The organism is Defluviimonas aquaemixtae, from assembly GCF_900302475.1.
Taxonomy (GTDB): Bacteria; Pseudomonadota; Alphaproteobacteria; order Rhodobacterales; family Rhodobacteraceae; genus Albidovulum; species Albidovulum aquaemixtae.
On sequence record NZ_OMOQ01000003.1, the window covers coordinates 317,538 to 334,088 of the forward strand.

Consider the following 16,551-nt stretch of genomic DNA (forward strand, 5'->3'; position numbering starts at 1 on the left):
CTCAGAGGCGGCTAAGGAGGAGAAGGGCACGAAGCGACCGCGCGTGCGCGGCACCGATTGCGGCCTGGATATGCTGGCTTCGTGTCATGGGGCGCGACTATAGGCGGAATCCGACAAAGGAAAAGTGCTTTTTCTCTACGACCCCGGTATACCCGACCCCCGTCTGTATCCTTTGGGCCGTCATGCCGTCTGAAATGCGATCACTGGTGATAGGAGCGTCAGGCGGCATCGGCGCCGCCTTGGCGCGCGAACTTGCTCAGCACGGCGAAGTCGTAACTCTGTCGCGCTCGGTAGACGGGGTGGATGTGACTGAGGAAGACTCTGTCGCCGCGGCGCTTGATCGGCTCGACGGCAGTTTCGATTTGGTCTTCGTGGCCACGGGCGCGCTCGGAACGCCGGAAAAGTCCCTGCGCGCGCTCAGCAGCGATGAGTTGGCCGCTCAGTTCGCGGTCAACACCATCGGACCTGCGCTTGTGCTGAAACACGCAGTGCGGCTTCTGCCGCGCGGCCGTCGGTCGGTCTTCGCGGCCTTGTCGGCGCGTGTCGGCTCCATCGGCGACAACCGGCTGGGCGGCTGGTACGCCTACCGGGCCTCGAAGGCGGCGCTGAACCAGATGTTGCACGGCGCGAGTGTCGAAATCGCGCGGACCCATCCCGAGGCGATCGTCGCCCTTCTCCATCCCGGCACGGTCGCGACGTCATTCACTCAAGACTACCCGGCTAACAACAAAGTCACGCCAAGCGAAGCCGCGCGGGATCTCATCCGCGTCCTGGAAAGTTTGTCGCCGTCGCAGTCGGGTGGCTTCTTCGACTATGCCGGAAATCCGATCCCGTGGTGAAGCCAGGCCTGGTCCGCGTGTCTGCCAAGTCGCCTATCTCCAATCGTCCGCGTCAAAGCCCGATGTGTCGGCGGGTGCCTATGTCGACCGCATGTCCGACCACTGCGCGGGCTGCACCTACAGTGTGAAAGAGCGCGCGGGTCCCGACGCTTTCCCCTTCTACCGACTCTTTCTTGCATTTCCTCGAGCGGCACCGCGAACGGTTCGAGCATAGCCTGCGGATGAAGGTCATCTACGGGGACTGCGACCGTAGTGAGCAGGCACAACGGAATCGCGTGCCAGCCGACGCTTAGGCGCTTCTGGATAAGCCGGAGGCGGGCGAAGAAGCATGGGGCGCTTGAGCGCTACTTACAGGGCCGGTCGTCCGCTCGCGAAAGCTCTTCGGCTCTTCTCACATCGGCGCAGTGACGAAGATAGGCCTGAATCTCGGGGTCCTCCACGATCTCGCCGATCGCTTCCAGCCGCACGGCGATGAATTCGAGCGTTTCGGCGCTGTTTGCATCCGCCGCCTGCCGCGCCTGATCGCGCATGGCGCTGGCGAGGTGGCGCATCCGTGTACCATTCACGGGATGCGAAGCATCGTCGCGCAGCCACGCCTCGTAGGCGGCGTCGCTGTCGAAATCCGAACGGTTCCGCATGTAGCCGGCGCTCGCCTGAAGCCACAATACGGCGCCCATGGGGATTGTGCCGGACCGCGCCAGGACGTCGACGGCGAAAGCATCGGCCTCGGCCTCCCGCTGCTGGCTTTCGTGGGCGGAGCGTGGCTTTTCAAGGTGGCCCAGCCTGAGATGGCCGAGTTCGTGCGCCAGGAGGAACGCCCAGGCGGAATTTCGGAAGCGCAGCGACAGGTCGTCCACCGCCTTGTTGCTTTCCCAGACGCGGGACGGCACGCCGAGCGCCGAAAGGGGATCGGACGTTGCGGCGCCGAACTTGTCCGCCCGATGCTTGAGCATCGCCAGATACTCGTCGATCGGTTCAAGCGATTGGCGCTGCAGATATCGCCAGGCATAGACCACGCTCAAGTCTTCGACGAATTTCAGCGTGGCTGCAGGCGCGACGATGGTGGGCGCTTCCCCGGCGACCGGTGCGAACTTGAACGCCAGGGGTCCGGCACCGCGCAGAGGATGGATGACCGTCACCCCTTCGACCGCGCCGCGTTCCTCGGCGGTCAGGAAGTCGCGCAGCCCGCGCTCCAGCAGGAAATTGAACCGCTCTTCGTAGCGCGCGGCATCGGCCTGCAAAGCGGCATCATCATATAGCTGCGCCGCCACCGGACTGACACCAAGGCACCACGCGGCGGCGATCCAGCCGCCCATCGCGATGCGATATCGCTCCGGGCCGGGCATCGCGCTAGCCTCCGTCAGTCGGTAGCGTCGGCAGCGGATCGATGGCAACCGAATCCTCGTCGGCGCCGCTCACGTGCAGTTCGCCCGCGCACTGATCCATTACGATCCTGACCTGAAGGTAGAAATCGCGGTGACTGTCGGCGATCTCCGGATGGCCAGCCAAGAAGCGTTCGAGGTGGCCGACCATGCCGGGACAGTCGCCCGCCTGCTGTGCTTCGATGGCGGCTGCATAGTCCTCGTTCGCGGCGGCCAAGCCCGGAAAAACAAGCAGGATACCTGCAAGGAGGGAAGCCGCCCACCAATCCATCACGATCCCCCTTCCGAACCGCTCGCCAGATCGGCGGGGAGGGCGGGTAGATTCGACAGGACGCGCTCGGCGTCGCTGGGCAGCTTGATGTCGAAGCCCTGATAAAGCGTCACGCAGACAACCGCCGTTCCGAACAGCGCGAAGAAGGTTCCTGGTGCCGTGCGGCTTAGTTTCAAGGCGTGGGCGCCGGATGAGGCTTCGAGCGTCGCTGCCGGCTTCTCGATCCCGGCGATGAACAGCCGATACCCCATGTACGCGAAGCCCAGGCCGGTCAGTAGGCTCACGAGCTTGTAGCAGGCGACCGCGGTTACGGCCCAGAACGCGAGATCATTCGGCGAGGACATGGCCCGCCTCCATTGCGCAATGGATTGATTATACCGCGATTGCCGCGATCGGGCCAGCCGTCCGGGTGGAAAGGTGGTCAGGCAACTCGCTTAGTTCGACGTGTCGCCCTCGTCAGGCTCGGCGGCGCCGTCGGTCGTCTCCTCGTCCGGAGCCGATTCGGTCAGTGCGCCGTCGGTCCATGTACCGGCCGCCGTTTCGCCCGAGGCGTAGCGCATAACACCCTGACCCTGACGCTTGCCGGCAGAGAAGCTGCCTTCGTAGACGTCGCCGTTGGGGTACGTAGCCACCCCTTCGCCGTCGATCTCGCCAGACTTCCAGCCGCCCGTATATCGGAAACCGTCGGGCATGACGATCTCGCCCTGGCCTTCGCGCTGGCCGGCCAAGAACTGGCCAGTATAGACCGTGCCGTCGGCATAGGTGGCCACGCCTTGGCCTTCGCGCTGTCCGTCCGTCCACTCGCCCACATAGGAATAGCCGTCGGGATAAGTCATCTTGCCCTGGCCGTGGTTCTTCCCACCCTTGAAGCTGCCTTCGTAGACGAGCCCGTTGGCGTAGCGCGCAATGCCTTCGCCCTCGATCACGCCGTCCCGCCATTGGCCCTCATAGGTCGCGCCGTCCGGATAGGTGATCTTGCCCTGACCGTTGGCGAGGTCACTGCGGAACTCCCCCTCATAGACCGATCCATCGGGATAGGTCACCTTGCCCGTGCCTTCGATCCGGCCCTCGACCCAGTGGCCCTCATAAAGATAGCCGTCCGCGCCCTGGAACGTGCCGACGCCTTGGCGTTGGTCGGCGACGAAGCCGCCATCGTACGCGTCACCGTTGGCATAGGTGACCTTGCCCTGCCCCTGACGCTTGCCGTTCACGAGTTCGCCTTCGTAGATGTCTCCGTTGGGCTGAATCAGCTTTCCCTGGCCATTCATCTGGCCGTCCGCCCATGCGCCTTCATAGACGAGCCCGTCCGCTAGCGTGAGCTTGCCTTGCCCGGCGCGCTGGCCGCGCAGCATGTCGCCCTCATAGACCGCGCCATCGGGATAGATGATCTTGCCCTTGCCTTCCTTGACGCCGTCGATCCAGTCGCCCTCATACGTGTAGCCGCCGGGGCTTTCCATCTCGCCCTTGCCGTGATGAAGCGCCTTGCGGAAGCCGCCCGTATAGGTCACGCCGTTGGCGTAGCTGGCCACGCCCTCGCCCTCAATCTCGCCCTCGACCCAGTCGCCTTCATAGGTGCCGCCATCGGCGAAGGTGATCTTGCCCTTGCCATGCGGTTTGCCCTTCACGAAGGCGCCTTCGTAGACGGAGCCGTTGGGATAACGCGCCGTGCCTTGGCCGAGTATTTCGCCCTCGACCCAGTCGCCCGAATACTCATAGCCGTTGGGCAGCCGGTAGGTGCCCTGGCCGTGCTGTTTGCCGTCCTTGAACGTGCCCTCGTAGATGCCGCCGTCATCGTATTCCTTGGTGATGACCTCCTGAGCGAACGCTACGCCCCCGATCAGCAGCAGCACGGCCGCCAAGACCGCCCGCATTCCAGCACCGCCACGCTCCGTCATGGTTCTTTACGCCTCTCGCTCTCGTCCTGTTTCCGGCGGACCGGCCTGATGATTCAGGTACTCGGCCAGCCGCGCCTTTCCGGCCGCCACCCGGCAGAACCCTAAATCCGCCCGTGCCGGGTGACAAGGATTTCGGACAAGCATGCGGCGTGGCTTCGCCGGCGGTCGGGAACGGCTTTTCCTTGGCGGTCAGTCTGATAAGACGAGGCGGGCAAGACGGGAAACGCGCATGGCCGAGACATTCCGCCTGACACTGGCACAGCTGAACCCGACCGTTGGCGACATTACCGGCAACGCCCGCAAGGCGCGAGAGGCGTGGCAGGCGGGCAAGGACGCCGGCGCCCACATGGTCGCGCTGACCGAAATGTTCGTGACCGGTTACCAGACCCAGGATCTGGTGTCGAAGCTTGCCTTCACCGATGCTGCGATGGCCGAGATCGTGACGCTCGCGGGTGATTGCGCCGACGGGCCCGCCCTGGGCATTGGGGGGCCGTACCGCGATGAGAGCGGGCTCTACAACGCCTACTGGGTGCTTGAGCGTGGCAAAGTCGTCGCCCGCGTTTTGAAGCATCATCTGCCGAACGCCACGGTTTTTGACGAGGAGCGGCTATTCGATTCTGGCCCCGTGAGCGGTCCCTACAAGATCGGACCGGTCCGGATCGGAACGCCGATCTGCGAGGACGCCTGGTTCGACGACGTGGCCGAAACACTGGCGGAAACCGGCGCCGAGATCCTGCTCATCCCGAACGGATCACCCTACTACCGAAACAAGTACGACCAGCGTGTGACGGTCATGGTCAGCCGTGTGATCGAGACAGGGTTGCCGCTTGTCTATCTAAACATGGTGGGTGGGCAGGACGACCAGATCTTCGATGGCGGCACGTTCGTGCTCAATCCTTCCGCCGAACTCGCGCTCCAGATGCCTGTGTTCGACGAGTGCATCCGCCATGTCGATTTCGAGTTGGGCGAAAGGGGCTGGAGAGCGCAGCGGACAGAGCTCGATGCCGTACCGGACGAGTGGGAACAGGACTATCGCGCAATGGTCGAGGCATTGCGCGACTACCTCGGCAAGACGGGATTCGGCAAGGTTCTGCTCGGCCTGTCTGGCGGAGTTGATTCCGCGCTCGTTGCCGCGATCGCCGCCGACGCCATCGGGCCCGAGAACGTGCGCTGCGTCATGCTTCCCTCGGAATATACCTCGGCCCATTCCTTGGAGGACGCGACCTCGGTCGCGAAGTCTTTGGGCTGCCGGCTCGACACGCTGCCGATAGCGGGGCCACGCGCGGCGGTGACGGCGGCGCTTGCGCCGCTCTTCGAGGGGACGAAGTCTGGTGTTGCCGAGGAAAACATCCAGTCCCGTCTACGCGGACTCATGCTGATGGCGCTGTCGAACAAGTTCGACGAGATGCTTCTGACAACCGGTAACAAGTCCGAGGTCGCGGTCGGATACGCGACCATCTACGGGGACATGGCCGGGGGCTACAACCCTTTGAAGGATCTCTACAAGACCCGGGTCTTTGAGATATGCCGATGGCGAAATGCGAACAATCGCAACTGGATGCGAGGGCCCGCCGGTGAGATAATTCCCGAACGCGTGATCTCCAAGCCGCCTTCGGCAGAGCTTCGGGAAGACCAGAAGGATTCCGACAGCCTGCCGCCCTACGAGATCCTAGACCCGATTCTTGAACGGTTGGTCGACCGGGACTTGTCGGTTTCCGAGATCGTGGCCGAAGGTTTCGATCGCGACACCGTCAAGAAGGTGGAGCACCTACTTTACATCAGCGAATACAAACGCTTTCAATCGGCGCCGGGCCCGCGATTGTCGCTCAAGGCATTCTGGCTGGACCGGCGCTATCCGATCGTGAACCGCTGGCGCGACGGAGTGTGAGCGAAGGATGGGAAATCCGCTCGACGATCTTCAGTACGCAGTCATGACCGACGGTCGCTGGCGGGATGGTCGTTTCCCGAAGGTCTTCCTCGACGGGCATGAACTCGACTTGGCGGCGTGCAAAGGCCCGATTGAGGGTGAGCGTGCGCTGATCCTCGGGGCGCATGGCAAGAATTTACACGACCTTCTCGCACGGGTCACGGTCGATACGCTCGGCATCTGCGACAGCCGAGCGGAAGACTTCTCTGGCCTCGCACGGCTGTCCGGTCTCCGGAGGCTCGACATCCGCTACGTCACGCGGCTGACCGACATATCGTGTCTGCGCGGGCTCAAGCATCTCGAAACACTCGTTTTCTACGAACCGGGAAAACTTACCGATATTAGCCCGATTGCCGCGCTTGAAAACCTGACGGCGTTTGAGTTTTCAGGAGGAATCAGCGCGGTGGCGAGAGCGGATTCACTTGCGCCAATCGGTGCATTGAAGCGGCTCGAGATGCTGCGTCTTCTTAACCTGCGCGTCACCGATGGCGGACTTCGCCCCTTGGCTGGGTGCGAGTCCTTGGCCTGTCTCGACGTATCGAACCAGTTCGAAACGGCGGATTACGCCTATCTCTCCGTAATGCTGCCCGACACGGAATGCGCTCTGTTCCGGCCCTACACCGATCTCGAATGCAAGATCGGCGATTCCGACGTGATGGTGACAGGTCTGCGCAAGCCTTTTCTGAACGCGAAACGGGACGCGGCGCGCCTGGCCCGTTATGTCGAGGCGTTCGAGCTGCTTAGGGCCGAGGCGCGGGCGGGGCGCTGACGTATCGAACTGCGCCTCGAATGCTTCGAGGAATCGCGCTAAGATGTGCGTGCGCAGGGTGCGGGCGGGGCTTCGCCGATCGTGCAATGGACGGTGTGTAAATTTTGACCGACCGATCCCGGCGCTGTATAGACGGCCCGTCGCGCTCAGGAGTATCTCGTGTTCCGGTTTATCGCTTCGATCTTTGGCGGTTTCTTCAGTTGGCTTGTCACCGGCGCGCTCTTTGCCGCGCTGACGGTGGGTGGCATTTTCTGGATCTACAGCCGCGACCTGCCCGATCACGAATATCTCGCGCAGTACACGCCCAAGACGATCAGCCGGATCTACTCGGGCGAAGGGCGCCTTATGGACGAGTTCGCGACCGAACGGCGGATCTACGCGCCGATCGAGGAGATTCCGGATATCGTCAAATGGGCCTTCATCTCGGCCGAAGACAAGAATTTCTACGCCCACGGCGGCTATGACGCGCGTGGCATGGCGGGCGCGCTCTGGGACGCGATCCGCACGCGCGGCAAGACGCTGCGCGGGGCCTCGACGATCCCTCAGCAGGTCGCGAAGAACTTCCTTCTGGGTGGTGACCGGACGGCCGAGCGTAAGATCAAGGAACTGATCCTGTCCACCCGCCTGGTCGAGACGCTTTCAAAGGACAAGATCCTGGAGCTATATCTCAACGAGATCGACCTCGGATTCCTGTCCTTCGGCGTGGCCTCGGCCGCGCAGACCTATTTCAACAAGACGCTTGTCCAACTTGCACCGGAAGAGGCAGCCTATCTCGCCGCGCTTCCGAAGGCACCCTACAGCTATCACCCGGTACGCAACACCGAACCCGCGATCGATCGGCGCAACTATGTGCTGCGCGAGATGTTCCAGAACGGCTATATCGACCGCGAGACGATGGAAGCCGCGCAGGCAGCGCCTTTGAAGACCGTGCAGAACGGCGATTACCCGTCGTTCAAGGGTTCCTTACCGCCGCGCGACTACTTCACGGACGAGATCCGCCGCCAGCTCTCACGCAGCTTCGGCGAGGCCGAATTCTTCGGCGGCGGCCTGACGATCCGCGCGACCGTCGATCCGGAGATGCAGCACCAGGCCGCCGAAGCACTTCAGGAGGCGCTCGAAAGCTACGACCGCGGTCTGGGCATCTGGCGTGGCACGCGCAAGTCGCTGGATCCTGAACAGCTAGGATCGGAGGAGACGTGGCGCGCAGCGCTGGCGCAGGTCGAGGTGCCGCGCGACGTCGACGGCTGGCTACCCGCCGTAGTGCTCGAAGTCGGCGAGAACGCCGCGCGGATCGGGGTCGAGGGCGTCGAGAACGATGAGGATGGTCACTGGATTCCGGCCGAGGACGTCACATGGGCGCGCAAGCGTCAGGCTGACGGACGGCTGGGCAAGAAGGCGCAGGCCGCCGGCGATCTCGTCTCGGTAGGTGATGTCGTGCTCGTGGTGGCGCTTGCCAACGACGATGGTTCGTTCAAGCGCTGGTCGCTGAGGCAGGTTCCGGAAGTGCAGGGCGGCTTCATGGCGATGGACGTCAATACTGGCCGCGTCATCGCGATGCAGGGCGGGTTTTCCTACCAGTCGTCGGTCTTCAACCGCGCCACGCAGGCAATGCGCCAGCCGGGCTCGGCCTTCAAACCCTTTGTCTATGCGGCCGCGCTGGATTCGGGCTTCTCCCCGGCCACCATCGTCGTTGACGCGCCGATCGAGGTGGACACGCCGCAGGGTCTTTGGCGGCCGAAGAACGCGTCCAACAAGTTCTACGGCCCGACGCCCCTGCGGACAGGGATCGAACAGTCGCGGAACCTGATGACGGTGCGGGTCGCGCAGGAAATCACGATGCAGACCGTCGCGGGCTACGCGGAACGCTTCGGTGTCTACGACCGTTTGTCGCCTTACCTCGCAAATGCGCTCGGATCTCAGGAGACCACGCTCTTCAAGATGGTCGCGGCCTACGCGATGTTTGCCAATGGCGGCGAGCGAGTGGAGCCGACGCTCGTCGACCGGGTGCAGGACCGCTGGGGCCGTACCATCTACCGCCACGATCAGCGCGACTGCTCCGATTGCCGCGTGGCGAGCCTCGATCAGGGCGCGGCACCGAAGATCACGTCGAACCGGGAGCGGGTGATGGACGGGGTTACCGCCTACCAGCTCACCTCCATGCTTCAGGGCGTCGTGCAGCGCGGTTCGGGATCGGGTGTCAACCTGCCGGTACCCACCGGCGGCAAGACCGGCACCACGAACGACGCCAAGGATGTGTGGTTCATCGGGTTCACCTCGAACATCGTTGCTGGCTGCTACATGGGCTATGACCAGCCCCGGACGCTGGGGCGCGGGGCCTATGGCGGCACGCTCTGCGTTCCGGTTTTCAATGCGTTCATGGGGGAGGCGGTGAAGAAGTATGGCGGCCGCGAATTCAAGGTTCCCGACGGTGGCCACTTCATCAAGATAAACCGCTTCACCGGCGAGCGGCTGCCCGATGACGCTTCGGGCGACTACGTGCAGGCCGAATTCTTCCGCGACGGCGAAATCCCGATCTTCGGCATCGGCGCGATGGTCGACGGTGGCTTCGCGATGGGCCAGAACCTGCCGTTGTTCGCCTACGGCGAAGTCGGCGGGGACGAGGGCGGCACCTCGATCACGACGTCAACCGGCAAGAAGAAGGTCATCCCGAAGAAGGCCGATTTCGGTACTTTGAGCTCGGGCGGCTTATACTGATGCCGACCTCCGGGGCACCGCCCAGGGCCTTGGAACAAGCAGCACAAGCCGAACTCAGCGGCTCCCTTGCCGGGGGCTGAGCGCTCGGCTATCACGCAGCACGGAAAGCGGAAGGACGACGGCAATGCGCGCCGAGACCGAAAACATCGTCGAGGCGATCGGCAAGTCGCTGAAGCTTCTCGGCCAGCGGATGGACTGGGAAACGGCGCCGCACCGGCTCGAAGAGTTCAACGCGATGATCGAGGACAGCGATCTTTGGTCCGATCCGGATCGCGCGCAGAAGCTGATGCGCGACCGTCAGGCGCTGATGGACGCGGTCGAGACCTATCAGCGGATCGAGCGCGAACTGAAGGACAACGTCGAGCTGATTGAGCTTGGCGAGATCGAGGACGACAAGGACATCGTGGCCGACGCCGAGGCATCGCTGAGGGCGCTGAAGGAGGTCGCCGCCGCGAAAGAACTCGAGGCGCTTCTCGACGGCGAGGCGGACGCGAACGACACGTTCCTCGAAATCAACGCAGGCGCCGGCGGCACGGAAAGCTGCGACTGGGCGGCGATGCTCGCCCGCATGTATGTCCGCTGGGCCGAAAAAAAAGGCTACAAGGTCGAACTGATCAGCGAAAGCTCGGGCGAAGAGGCGGGCATCCGGTCGGCCGCCTACAAGATATCCGGCCACAACGCCTATGGCTGGCTGAAATCGGAATCGGGCGTCCACCGGCTGGTGCGAATCTCGCCCTACGACTCGGCGGCGCGGCGGCACACCTCCTTTTCTTCGGTCTGGGTCTACCCGGTCGTTGATGAGAATATCGAGATTGTTATCCCCGACAACGAGATCCGCATCGACACTTACCGCTCCTCAGGCGCGGGCGGCCAGCACGTCAATACGACAGACTCGGCCGTGCGGATCACGCACATTCCGAGCGGTATCGTCGTGACCTCGTCCGAGAAGTCACAGCATCAGAACCGCGCGAACGCGATGGCAGCTCTGAAGTCGCGGCTCTACCAGCTTGAACTCGACAAGCGGAACGCCGAGATCAACGCCCAGCACGACGCCAAGGGCGATGCCGGCTGGGGTAACCAGATACGGTCCTACGTGCTTCAGCCCTACCAGATGGTGAAGGACCTGCGCACTGGGCACGAGACGTCGGACACGCAGGGCGTGCTCGACGGCAATCTCGACACCTTCATGGCGGCGACGCTGGCAATGGACGTTGCCGGCAAGAGCCGCGCAGAGGCGCAAGGCGAAGACTGACGCGCTAGCGCGGATCATCGTTGTCGGCCGAGCGGTTCAACAATATTTGTTTTGGGCGGACGCCCGGCAAATCGTCTTGTCACAAGGGTCCCTCATGCCCTAGCCTTTCCCTGCGCGCGAGGAAGGAGGAGCTATGGTGGACTCGGTTCGGGGTCCCGACCCGCTTCCTGACATCCGGCGCGTCGAATTCTCGGATATCGGAGCGGTCTTCAGGCGCGGACTGCGCGATTTCCTGCGCGCGCCCTGGTTCGGGATATTCTTCAGCGCCGTTTACGTGGCGGGCGGCATCGTTCTCTTTAAGGTCTACACGGCCGCAGGTCAGCAATGGTGGCTCGCGCCGGTGGTCCTAGGATTCCCGCTGATCGCGCCCTTCGCGGCCGTGGGCCTTTACGAGGTCAGCCGCCGGATCGAAACGGGTGAGCCGCTGGGATGGGGCGACGTGCTGAGCGTCGTCTTCGCGCAAAGGGATCGCCAGATCCCGGCGATGGCCGCGGTCGTCATCGTGATCTTTCTGTTTTGGGTCTTCATCGCCCACGCGCTCTTTGCGCTCTTCATCGGGCTCAGGGCCTTCACTTCGGGGCTCGACTTCACGAGCCTCTTTCTGTCTGGCAACGGGCCGATCCTGCTTCTCGTGGGCAGTGTGATCGGGGCCTGCTTCGCGTCGGTATTGTTCGCGGTCACGGTCTGCGGTCTTCCTCTGCTGTTGGAAAAAGAGATCGACTTCGTGACCGCGATGATCCACTCGACCCGCGCCGTTCTGGACAACCTGCGCGTCATGGCACTTTGGGGGATCGTGATCGCGGGCCTTCTCTTTCTGGGCATGCTGCCGATGTTTCTGGGACTGTTCGTGGTGCTGCCCATTCTCGGTCACGCGACCTGGCACATGTATCGCCGTCTAATGGGGCCAGACTGAAGACGATGGGCGTTCAGCGCCCTTTCAGCTCCTCGCTGAAGCGAAGTGGTCCGGTTTCGCGGCCCAGGCGGGCGCGGTAGACGGGCAGGCTTTCCGTTACGCGCATGATGTAGTTCTGCGTTTCGCGGAACGGGATGTGCTCGATCCAGTCAATTACGTCGGTCCCGTCGGTGCGCGGGTCGCCAAATTCTGACATCCAGGCCCGCGGCCTCCCCGGACCGGCATTGTAGCCGGCCGCCACGAGAACCGGGACCGGCCCGAACGTCTCGATAAGTTCGTCAAGATATGCAGCGCCCAGTCGGGCGTTGTATTGCCAGTCCGTGGTCAGCTTGCCGCCGTCGTAGCTGACGCCGATCCGGGCGGCCATCATCTTCGCGGTGCCCGGCATGACCTGCATGAGGCCGCGCGCGCCAGCATGAGAAATGGCTGAGGGGTTGAACTCGCTTTCGCGCCGGGCAATGGCCAGCGCCAGCTCACGCTTGACCGGCAGGTCGAGCGCCTCCATCCCGTTCATCGGGAAATAGGCCGACGGCCAGATCACGCCCTTCTCGGCTGACGCCTTGGCCAGCAGAAGCGCGGTGTTGGCGTCACCCCATTCAAGCGTCATACCCGCGAGCGCGCCGATCTCCTCGCCCGAGAGGCTTTCTGACAGGTGCAGAAGGAAGCGCGCCGCGAGCCTCCGGTCGCCTGCCGCCTCTAGGAGTTGCGCCGCGCGGAAGACCTCGGAGTCCGCGAAGCGCGCAGTCCGCCAGTCGGGGAAGCGCTCGCCCCCCTTCAGAGCCGGCGAGAGTGGCAGGCCGACCTTCTCTGCCGCGAGAAGCCCGTAAAAGGCGGTCTGGTAGCGCGCGCCTTCTGCATAGGCAGCCCGTGCCTCGTCCGACCGGTCAAGTGCATCGAGGGCGCGGCCTTTCCAATAGCCGGCACGCGCCAGGCTGATCGGCCCACCGACGGCGTTCTCGAAACGGGTGAAATGCTTCAGCGCCGTTTCTGCGTCGTTGAGTTTCCTCAGCGCGATGTAACCCGAAAGCCATTCGAGATCGGCATAGTCGCTGCCTGCGCTCAGGTAGTGGTCCGCCGCCATCCGGTAGGCCTTTCGCGCATCGCCCACCCGCATCTCTCGGCGGGCGAGGCGGCGGCGCCAGTCGGCCCACTGGTCGGGATCGCCCAGCGCTTCGGCGCTGACCGAGCGTTCGAGCATCAGTTCGCTCGCGCTGTCGTAGAAGTTCTTGCGGATGCGCCAGCGGAATCGGTCGTAGGCAAGCCCGCCCGACGACAGCGCCTTTTCGGGTAGCGCCTTGATCAGAACGTCGACACCCGGCTCGCTGGTCTGAAGCGCCACGCGCGCCTCGGCCAATGCGCGGGTGTAAGGGCTGTTCAACGGCAGCATCCTCCGCACATCGGCGACGTTGCCGGCCCTGAGCATCGCAGCCGTGCGTCCGTCGTGATGGCCCTTCAGCAATTCGCTGTGGCGGGCGATGAAGAGCGCGTGTTGCGCCTTGCTCATCGAAAGAGTGCGCCAAGCGCGCGTGGCCTCCTCGGCCGCAGCATCCGCTTGGCCCGCAGCCTGCAGCGCGGCGATCAGTGCGAGGCTTCCAGTGCCGCTCCGGGGCTTTCGATCTACGAAATAGGCAATGACGGCACCCGGATCGGCGTCCGGGGCGATCACCGCATTGCCACGTTCGGCCAGATACGGCAGGCCTGGCCAATCAGGATGGCGGGCGAGAAAATCGCGGTACTCGGAGAAGCTGCCCTTGCCGTCGCGGAGCCGCCGCCAGTCGATGATTGCTGAGGCAAGCGGGCCCGATGTCTGGGCCCGCGCTACAGCGGCGGGCCAATCCCTGGCATCGGCAAACGTGATTGCGGCGCGGAGCGCGTCCGAATCGTCGGCGCGCACCGGGGTCGGGGGCAGGATCGTGGCCAGCGCGATAGGCGCGGCGAGGGCAAAGGCGCGGATCATTGGTCCAAGTCTGCTTCGATGGTTTGCGCGCAGGATAGCGTCGCGCCCGGCGCCCGCAACAGGGAAACTTGGCAATGACGGCACTTGCCTATACGTTCCGCGCGATTCCAACGGGCGTTTCCGCCCCAGCCACCTAAGGAGCGTGTCATGTTCAAAGGGTCCTTCCCAGCCCTCGTCACACCGTTCAAAAACGGCGAGCTGGATCTGGACACGCTCAAGAAGCTCGTCGAGTGGCATATCGCCGAGGGTTCGCACGGTCTCGTTCCCGTCGGCACCACCGGCGAAAGCCCGACGCTCTCGCACGAAGAGCATGTCCGGGTGATCGAGGAGGTGGTCAAGGCCGCCGCCGGCCGTGTGCCGGTGATCGCGGGCGCGGGCTCGAACAGCACGGAAGAGGGCATCTACCTCATCCGCCAGGCCGAGGCCGTCGGCGCGGACGCCGCCCTGGTCGTGACGCCCTATTACAACAAGCCGACTCAGCGCGGGCTCTACGCGCATTTCAAGGCGATGCACGACGCCAGCAACCTGCCAATCATCATCTACAACATTCCCGGCCGTTCGGTCGTGGACATGTCGCCGGAGACAATGGGAGAACTTGCGAAGCTTCCCCGCATCGTCGGCGTCAAGGACGCGACCGGCAAGATCGAGCGGGTGAGCCAGCAGCGCGCCGCTTGCGGCCGCGACTTCATCCAGCTTTCGGGTGAGGACGCGAGCGCGCTCGGCTTCAACGCTCATGGCGGCGTGGGCTGCATCAGCGTCACCGCGAACGTGGCGCCCCGGCTGTGCGCCGAGTTTCAGGAGGCGACACTGGCCGGCGACTACGCCAAGGCGCTCGACTACCAGGACCGGCTGATGCCCTTGCACGAGGCAATCTTCATCGAGCCGGGCCTTGCGGGTGCGAAATACGGGCTCGCGAAGCTCGGCATGTGCTCTGACGAGGTGCGGATGCCGTTGACCACTCTCCTGCCTGAGACGAAGGCCCGCATCGATGCCGCGATGCGTCACGCTGGGCTTGTGAACTAGGATGGTCCGGAACGCGGCGTGGCGGCGCGGGGCAGGCTGTCTTTCTGACGCGAACGCCAGAGAGTGAAGAGCCCCGACGCCACTACGATCGCCGCGCCGATCACGACGTTGGTCTGCAGCGTTTCGCCGAACACCGTCAATCCCAGGGCCGACGCGAAGACGAGTTGGAGATAGGCGAAGGGTTGGATGGCACTCGCCTCAGCAACTTCAAGCGCGCGGATCATCAGCCAGTGGCCGGTCACCGCCGTGCAGCACAGCACCATCATCCAGACCCAGTCCGTGGCACGCATCGGTTCCCAATAGAAAAGGCCGACGGCGGTCATCACCACCGCGCCGGTAACGCCCGTCCAGAAGAAGCTGACGGCAGATCGGTCGCCGCGCGCAACGTAGCGCGTCAGCAGACCGTAAAGCGCGAACATCGAGGCCGCGATGAGGGGAATGAGTGCTGCGGGCGAGAAGACGGTGTAGCCGGGTCGCAAGATCACCAGCACGCCGACGAACCCGATCCCGATCGCTGTCCAGCGCCGCCAGCCAACCTTTTCGCCAAGGACCGGCCCGGACAGCGCGGCCACGAGAAGCGGGTAGCACGCGAACACGGCATGGCTTTCGACTAGGCCGAGGATCGTGAAGGCCGTGACCATGACACAGATCTCGGCGGCAAGCAGGACGCCGCGAAAGATCTGGACCATCGGGAAATGTGTCCGCGCGGCATTCGTGATTCCGCCCGCCCTGCGCGACGCCACCGCGATCACGAAGGCGGCGAAGAACCAGTAGCGGATCATCACGACCATGTAGACGTTGTATTCCCCCGCAAGATGCCGCGAGATGCCGTCCTGCATCGCGAAAACGAAGCTCGTGGCGATCATCAGGATAGCGCCAAGGCGGAAGTTGTGGTCGGTCATGTCGCCTCGCCGAGGATGCCGCGGGTCATGTGGCGCTTGTGGCCGTAGCCCTTCGCCCGCTCTATCTGAAAGCCTGCCGCCTGCAAGCCCCGCCGGACAAATCCCGCCGCCGTGTAGGTCGCCAATGTTCCGCCTGGCGTGGTATGGCGGGCAACCTCGGCCATGACGACCTCGGACCAGAGTTCGGGGTTCTTCGCGGGCGAAAAGCCGTCGAGGAACCAGGCATCGGCACGTCCCTGCCAGTCCGGCAGCGCGTCGCGGGCGTCGCCTTCGATGATCTCGACATCCACGGGGCCGAGCACAAAGCGTCGCGCGCCCGTCGTCCATACCGCGAGAAGGGGCGCGGCCTCTGGGTGAATCTCCGGAAACGCCGCGAGCGCACGCGCCATGTCGTCGGCGGGCATCGGGAAGGCTTCGAAGCTTGTGTAGCTGAGCCGGCCCGCCGCGCCGTGGGTCTGCCACGCGATGAGCGTTGCGATGAGGTTCAGGCCGGTGCCGAAACCAAGCTCGGCAATACGAAACCCGTCGCGGAACCGCGCAGGCAGCGCATTCCCCTCCAGAAAGACGTGCCGCGTCTCGGCCAGCCCGTCAGTGAGCGAAAAATACGTGTCTTCGAATAGAGTCGAGACGGGCACAGCGCCGTCCCGCCACGTCACCCGTTCGATCTGGTCCTTCGTGTGCATGTGTCCTAACCCTATAGGTCGCG

The 16,551-nt window shown here is 64.0% G+C and carries 14 protein-coding genes; 7 read left to right on the plus strand and 7 right to left on the minus strand.

The window, feature by feature from the left end:
* Positions 1-194: 194 nt before the first annotated feature.
* Positions 195-839 carry an SDR family NAD(P)-dependent oxidoreductase gene (locus DEA8626_RS16615; RefSeq protein WP_108854336.1) on the plus strand — a complete coding sequence of 215 codons (645 nt, stop codon included), beginning with the start codon at positions 195-197 and terminating at the stop codon, positions 837-839.
* A 344-nt stretch (positions 840-1,183) separates the two neighbouring features.
* On the opposite strand, the gene DEA8626_RS16620 is transcribed toward DEA8626_RS16615, so the two are convergent.
* The 4 genes from DEA8626_RS16620 to DEA8626_RS16635 form a co-directional block, all read right to left on the minus strand.
* Positions 1,184-2,185, minus strand: coding sequence for a phage exclusion protein Lit family protein (locus DEA8626_RS16620; RefSeq protein WP_108854337.1), 1,002 nt, complete (start codon positions 2,183-2,185; stop codon positions 1,184-1,186).
* A gap of 4 nt (positions 2,186-2,189) precedes the next feature.
* Positions 2,190-2,492: a hypothetical protein gene (locus DEA8626_RS16625; RefSeq protein WP_108854338.1), complete on the minus strand. Its 303-nt coding sequence runs from the start codon at positions 2,490-2,492 to the stop codon at positions 2,190-2,192.
* Positions 2,492-2,836, minus strand: a complete 345-nt coding sequence (locus tag DEA8626_RS16630; RefSeq protein WP_108854339.1) for a hypothetical protein — start codon at positions 2,834-2,836, stop codon at positions 2,492-2,494. Before DEA8626_RS16630 ends, DEA8626_RS16625 begins: the two co-directional genes overlap by 1 nt.
* 90 nt (positions 2,837-2,926) lie before the next feature.
* Positions 2,927-4,387: an MORN repeat-containing protein gene (locus DEA8626_RS16635; protein WP_438502444.1), complete on the minus strand. Its 1,461-nt coding sequence runs from the start codon at positions 4,385-4,387 to the stop codon at positions 2,927-2,929.
* Positions 4,388-4,616: 229 nt separating this feature from the next.
* On the opposite strand from DEA8626_RS16635, the gene DEA8626_RS16640 reads away from it, so the two are divergent.
* The 5 genes from DEA8626_RS16640 to DEA8626_RS16660 all read left to right on the plus strand — a co-directional run bounded on the left by DEA8626_RS16640 (position 4,617) and on the right by DEA8626_RS16660 (position 11,963).
* Positions 4,617-6,275, plus strand: coding sequence for an NAD+ synthase (locus tag DEA8626_RS16640; RefSeq protein WP_108854341.1), 1,659 nt, complete (start codon positions 4,617-4,619; stop codon positions 6,273-6,275).
* 7 nt (positions 6,276-6,282) lie between these two features.
* Complete coding sequence (locus tag DEA8626_RS16645; protein WP_108854342.1) at positions 6,283-7,083, plus strand: leucine-rich repeat domain-containing protein; 801 nt, start codon at positions 6,283-6,285, stop codon at positions 7,081-7,083.
* A gap of 159 nt (positions 7,084-7,242) precedes the next feature.
* Complete coding sequence (locus tag DEA8626_RS16650; protein ID WP_108854343.1) at positions 7,243-9,798, plus strand: penicillin-binding protein 1A; 2,556 nt, start codon at positions 7,243-7,245, stop codon at positions 9,796-9,798.
* 124 nt (positions 9,799-9,922) lie between these two features.
* On the plus strand, positions 9,923-11,050 hold the full coding sequence (gene prfB / locus DEA8626_RS16655) for a peptide chain release factor 2 (protein WP_108854344.1): 1,128 nt from the start codon (positions 9,923-9,925) through the stop codon (positions 11,048-11,050).
* A 133-nt stretch (positions 11,051-11,183) separates the two neighbouring features.
* The gene (locus DEA8626_RS16660; protein ID WP_108854345.1) at positions 11,184-11,963 is read left to right on the plus strand and encodes a DUF2189 domain-containing protein; all 780 of its coding nucleotides are present in this window, start codon (positions 11,184-11,186) and stop codon (positions 11,961-11,963) included.
* Positions 11,964-11,976: 13 nt separating this feature from the next.
* Here DEA8626_RS16660 and DEA8626_RS16665 read toward each other — a convergent pair whose 3' ends face one another.
* A complete protein-coding gene (locus DEA8626_RS16665) occupies positions 11,977-13,920 on the minus strand; it encodes a lytic transglycosylase domain-containing protein (protein ID WP_108854346.1) in 1,944 nt (647 codons plus the stop codon).
* A 147-nt stretch (positions 13,921-14,067) separates the two neighbouring features.
* On the opposite strand from DEA8626_RS16665, the gene dapA reads away from it, so the two are divergent.
* Positions 14,068-14,943 carry a 4-hydroxy-tetrahydrodipicolinate synthase gene (dapA, locus tag DEA8626_RS16670; protein WP_108854347.1) on the plus strand — a complete coding sequence of 292 codons (876 nt, stop codon included), beginning with the start codon at positions 14,068-14,070 and terminating at the stop codon, positions 14,941-14,943.
* On the opposite strand, the gene DEA8626_RS16675 is transcribed toward dapA, so the two are convergent.
* Both DEA8626_RS16675 and mnmC2 read right to left on the minus strand, forming a co-directional pair.
* Complete coding sequence (locus DEA8626_RS16675) at positions 14,940-15,845, minus strand: DMT family transporter (RefSeq protein ID WP_108854348.1); 906 nt, start codon at positions 15,843-15,845, stop codon at positions 14,940-14,942. The two genes, dapA and DEA8626_RS16675, sit on opposite strands and share 4 nt — an antisense overlap.
* Entirely contained in the window at positions 15,842-16,528 is a 687-nt protein-coding gene (mnmC2, locus tag DEA8626_RS16680; RefSeq protein WP_108854349.1) for a tRNA (5-methylaminomethyl-2-thiouridine)(34)-methyltransferase MnmC2, read from the minus strand. Before mnmC2 ends, DEA8626_RS16675 begins: the two co-directional genes overlap by 4 nt.
* Positions 16,529-16,551 lie beyond the last annotated feature (23 nt).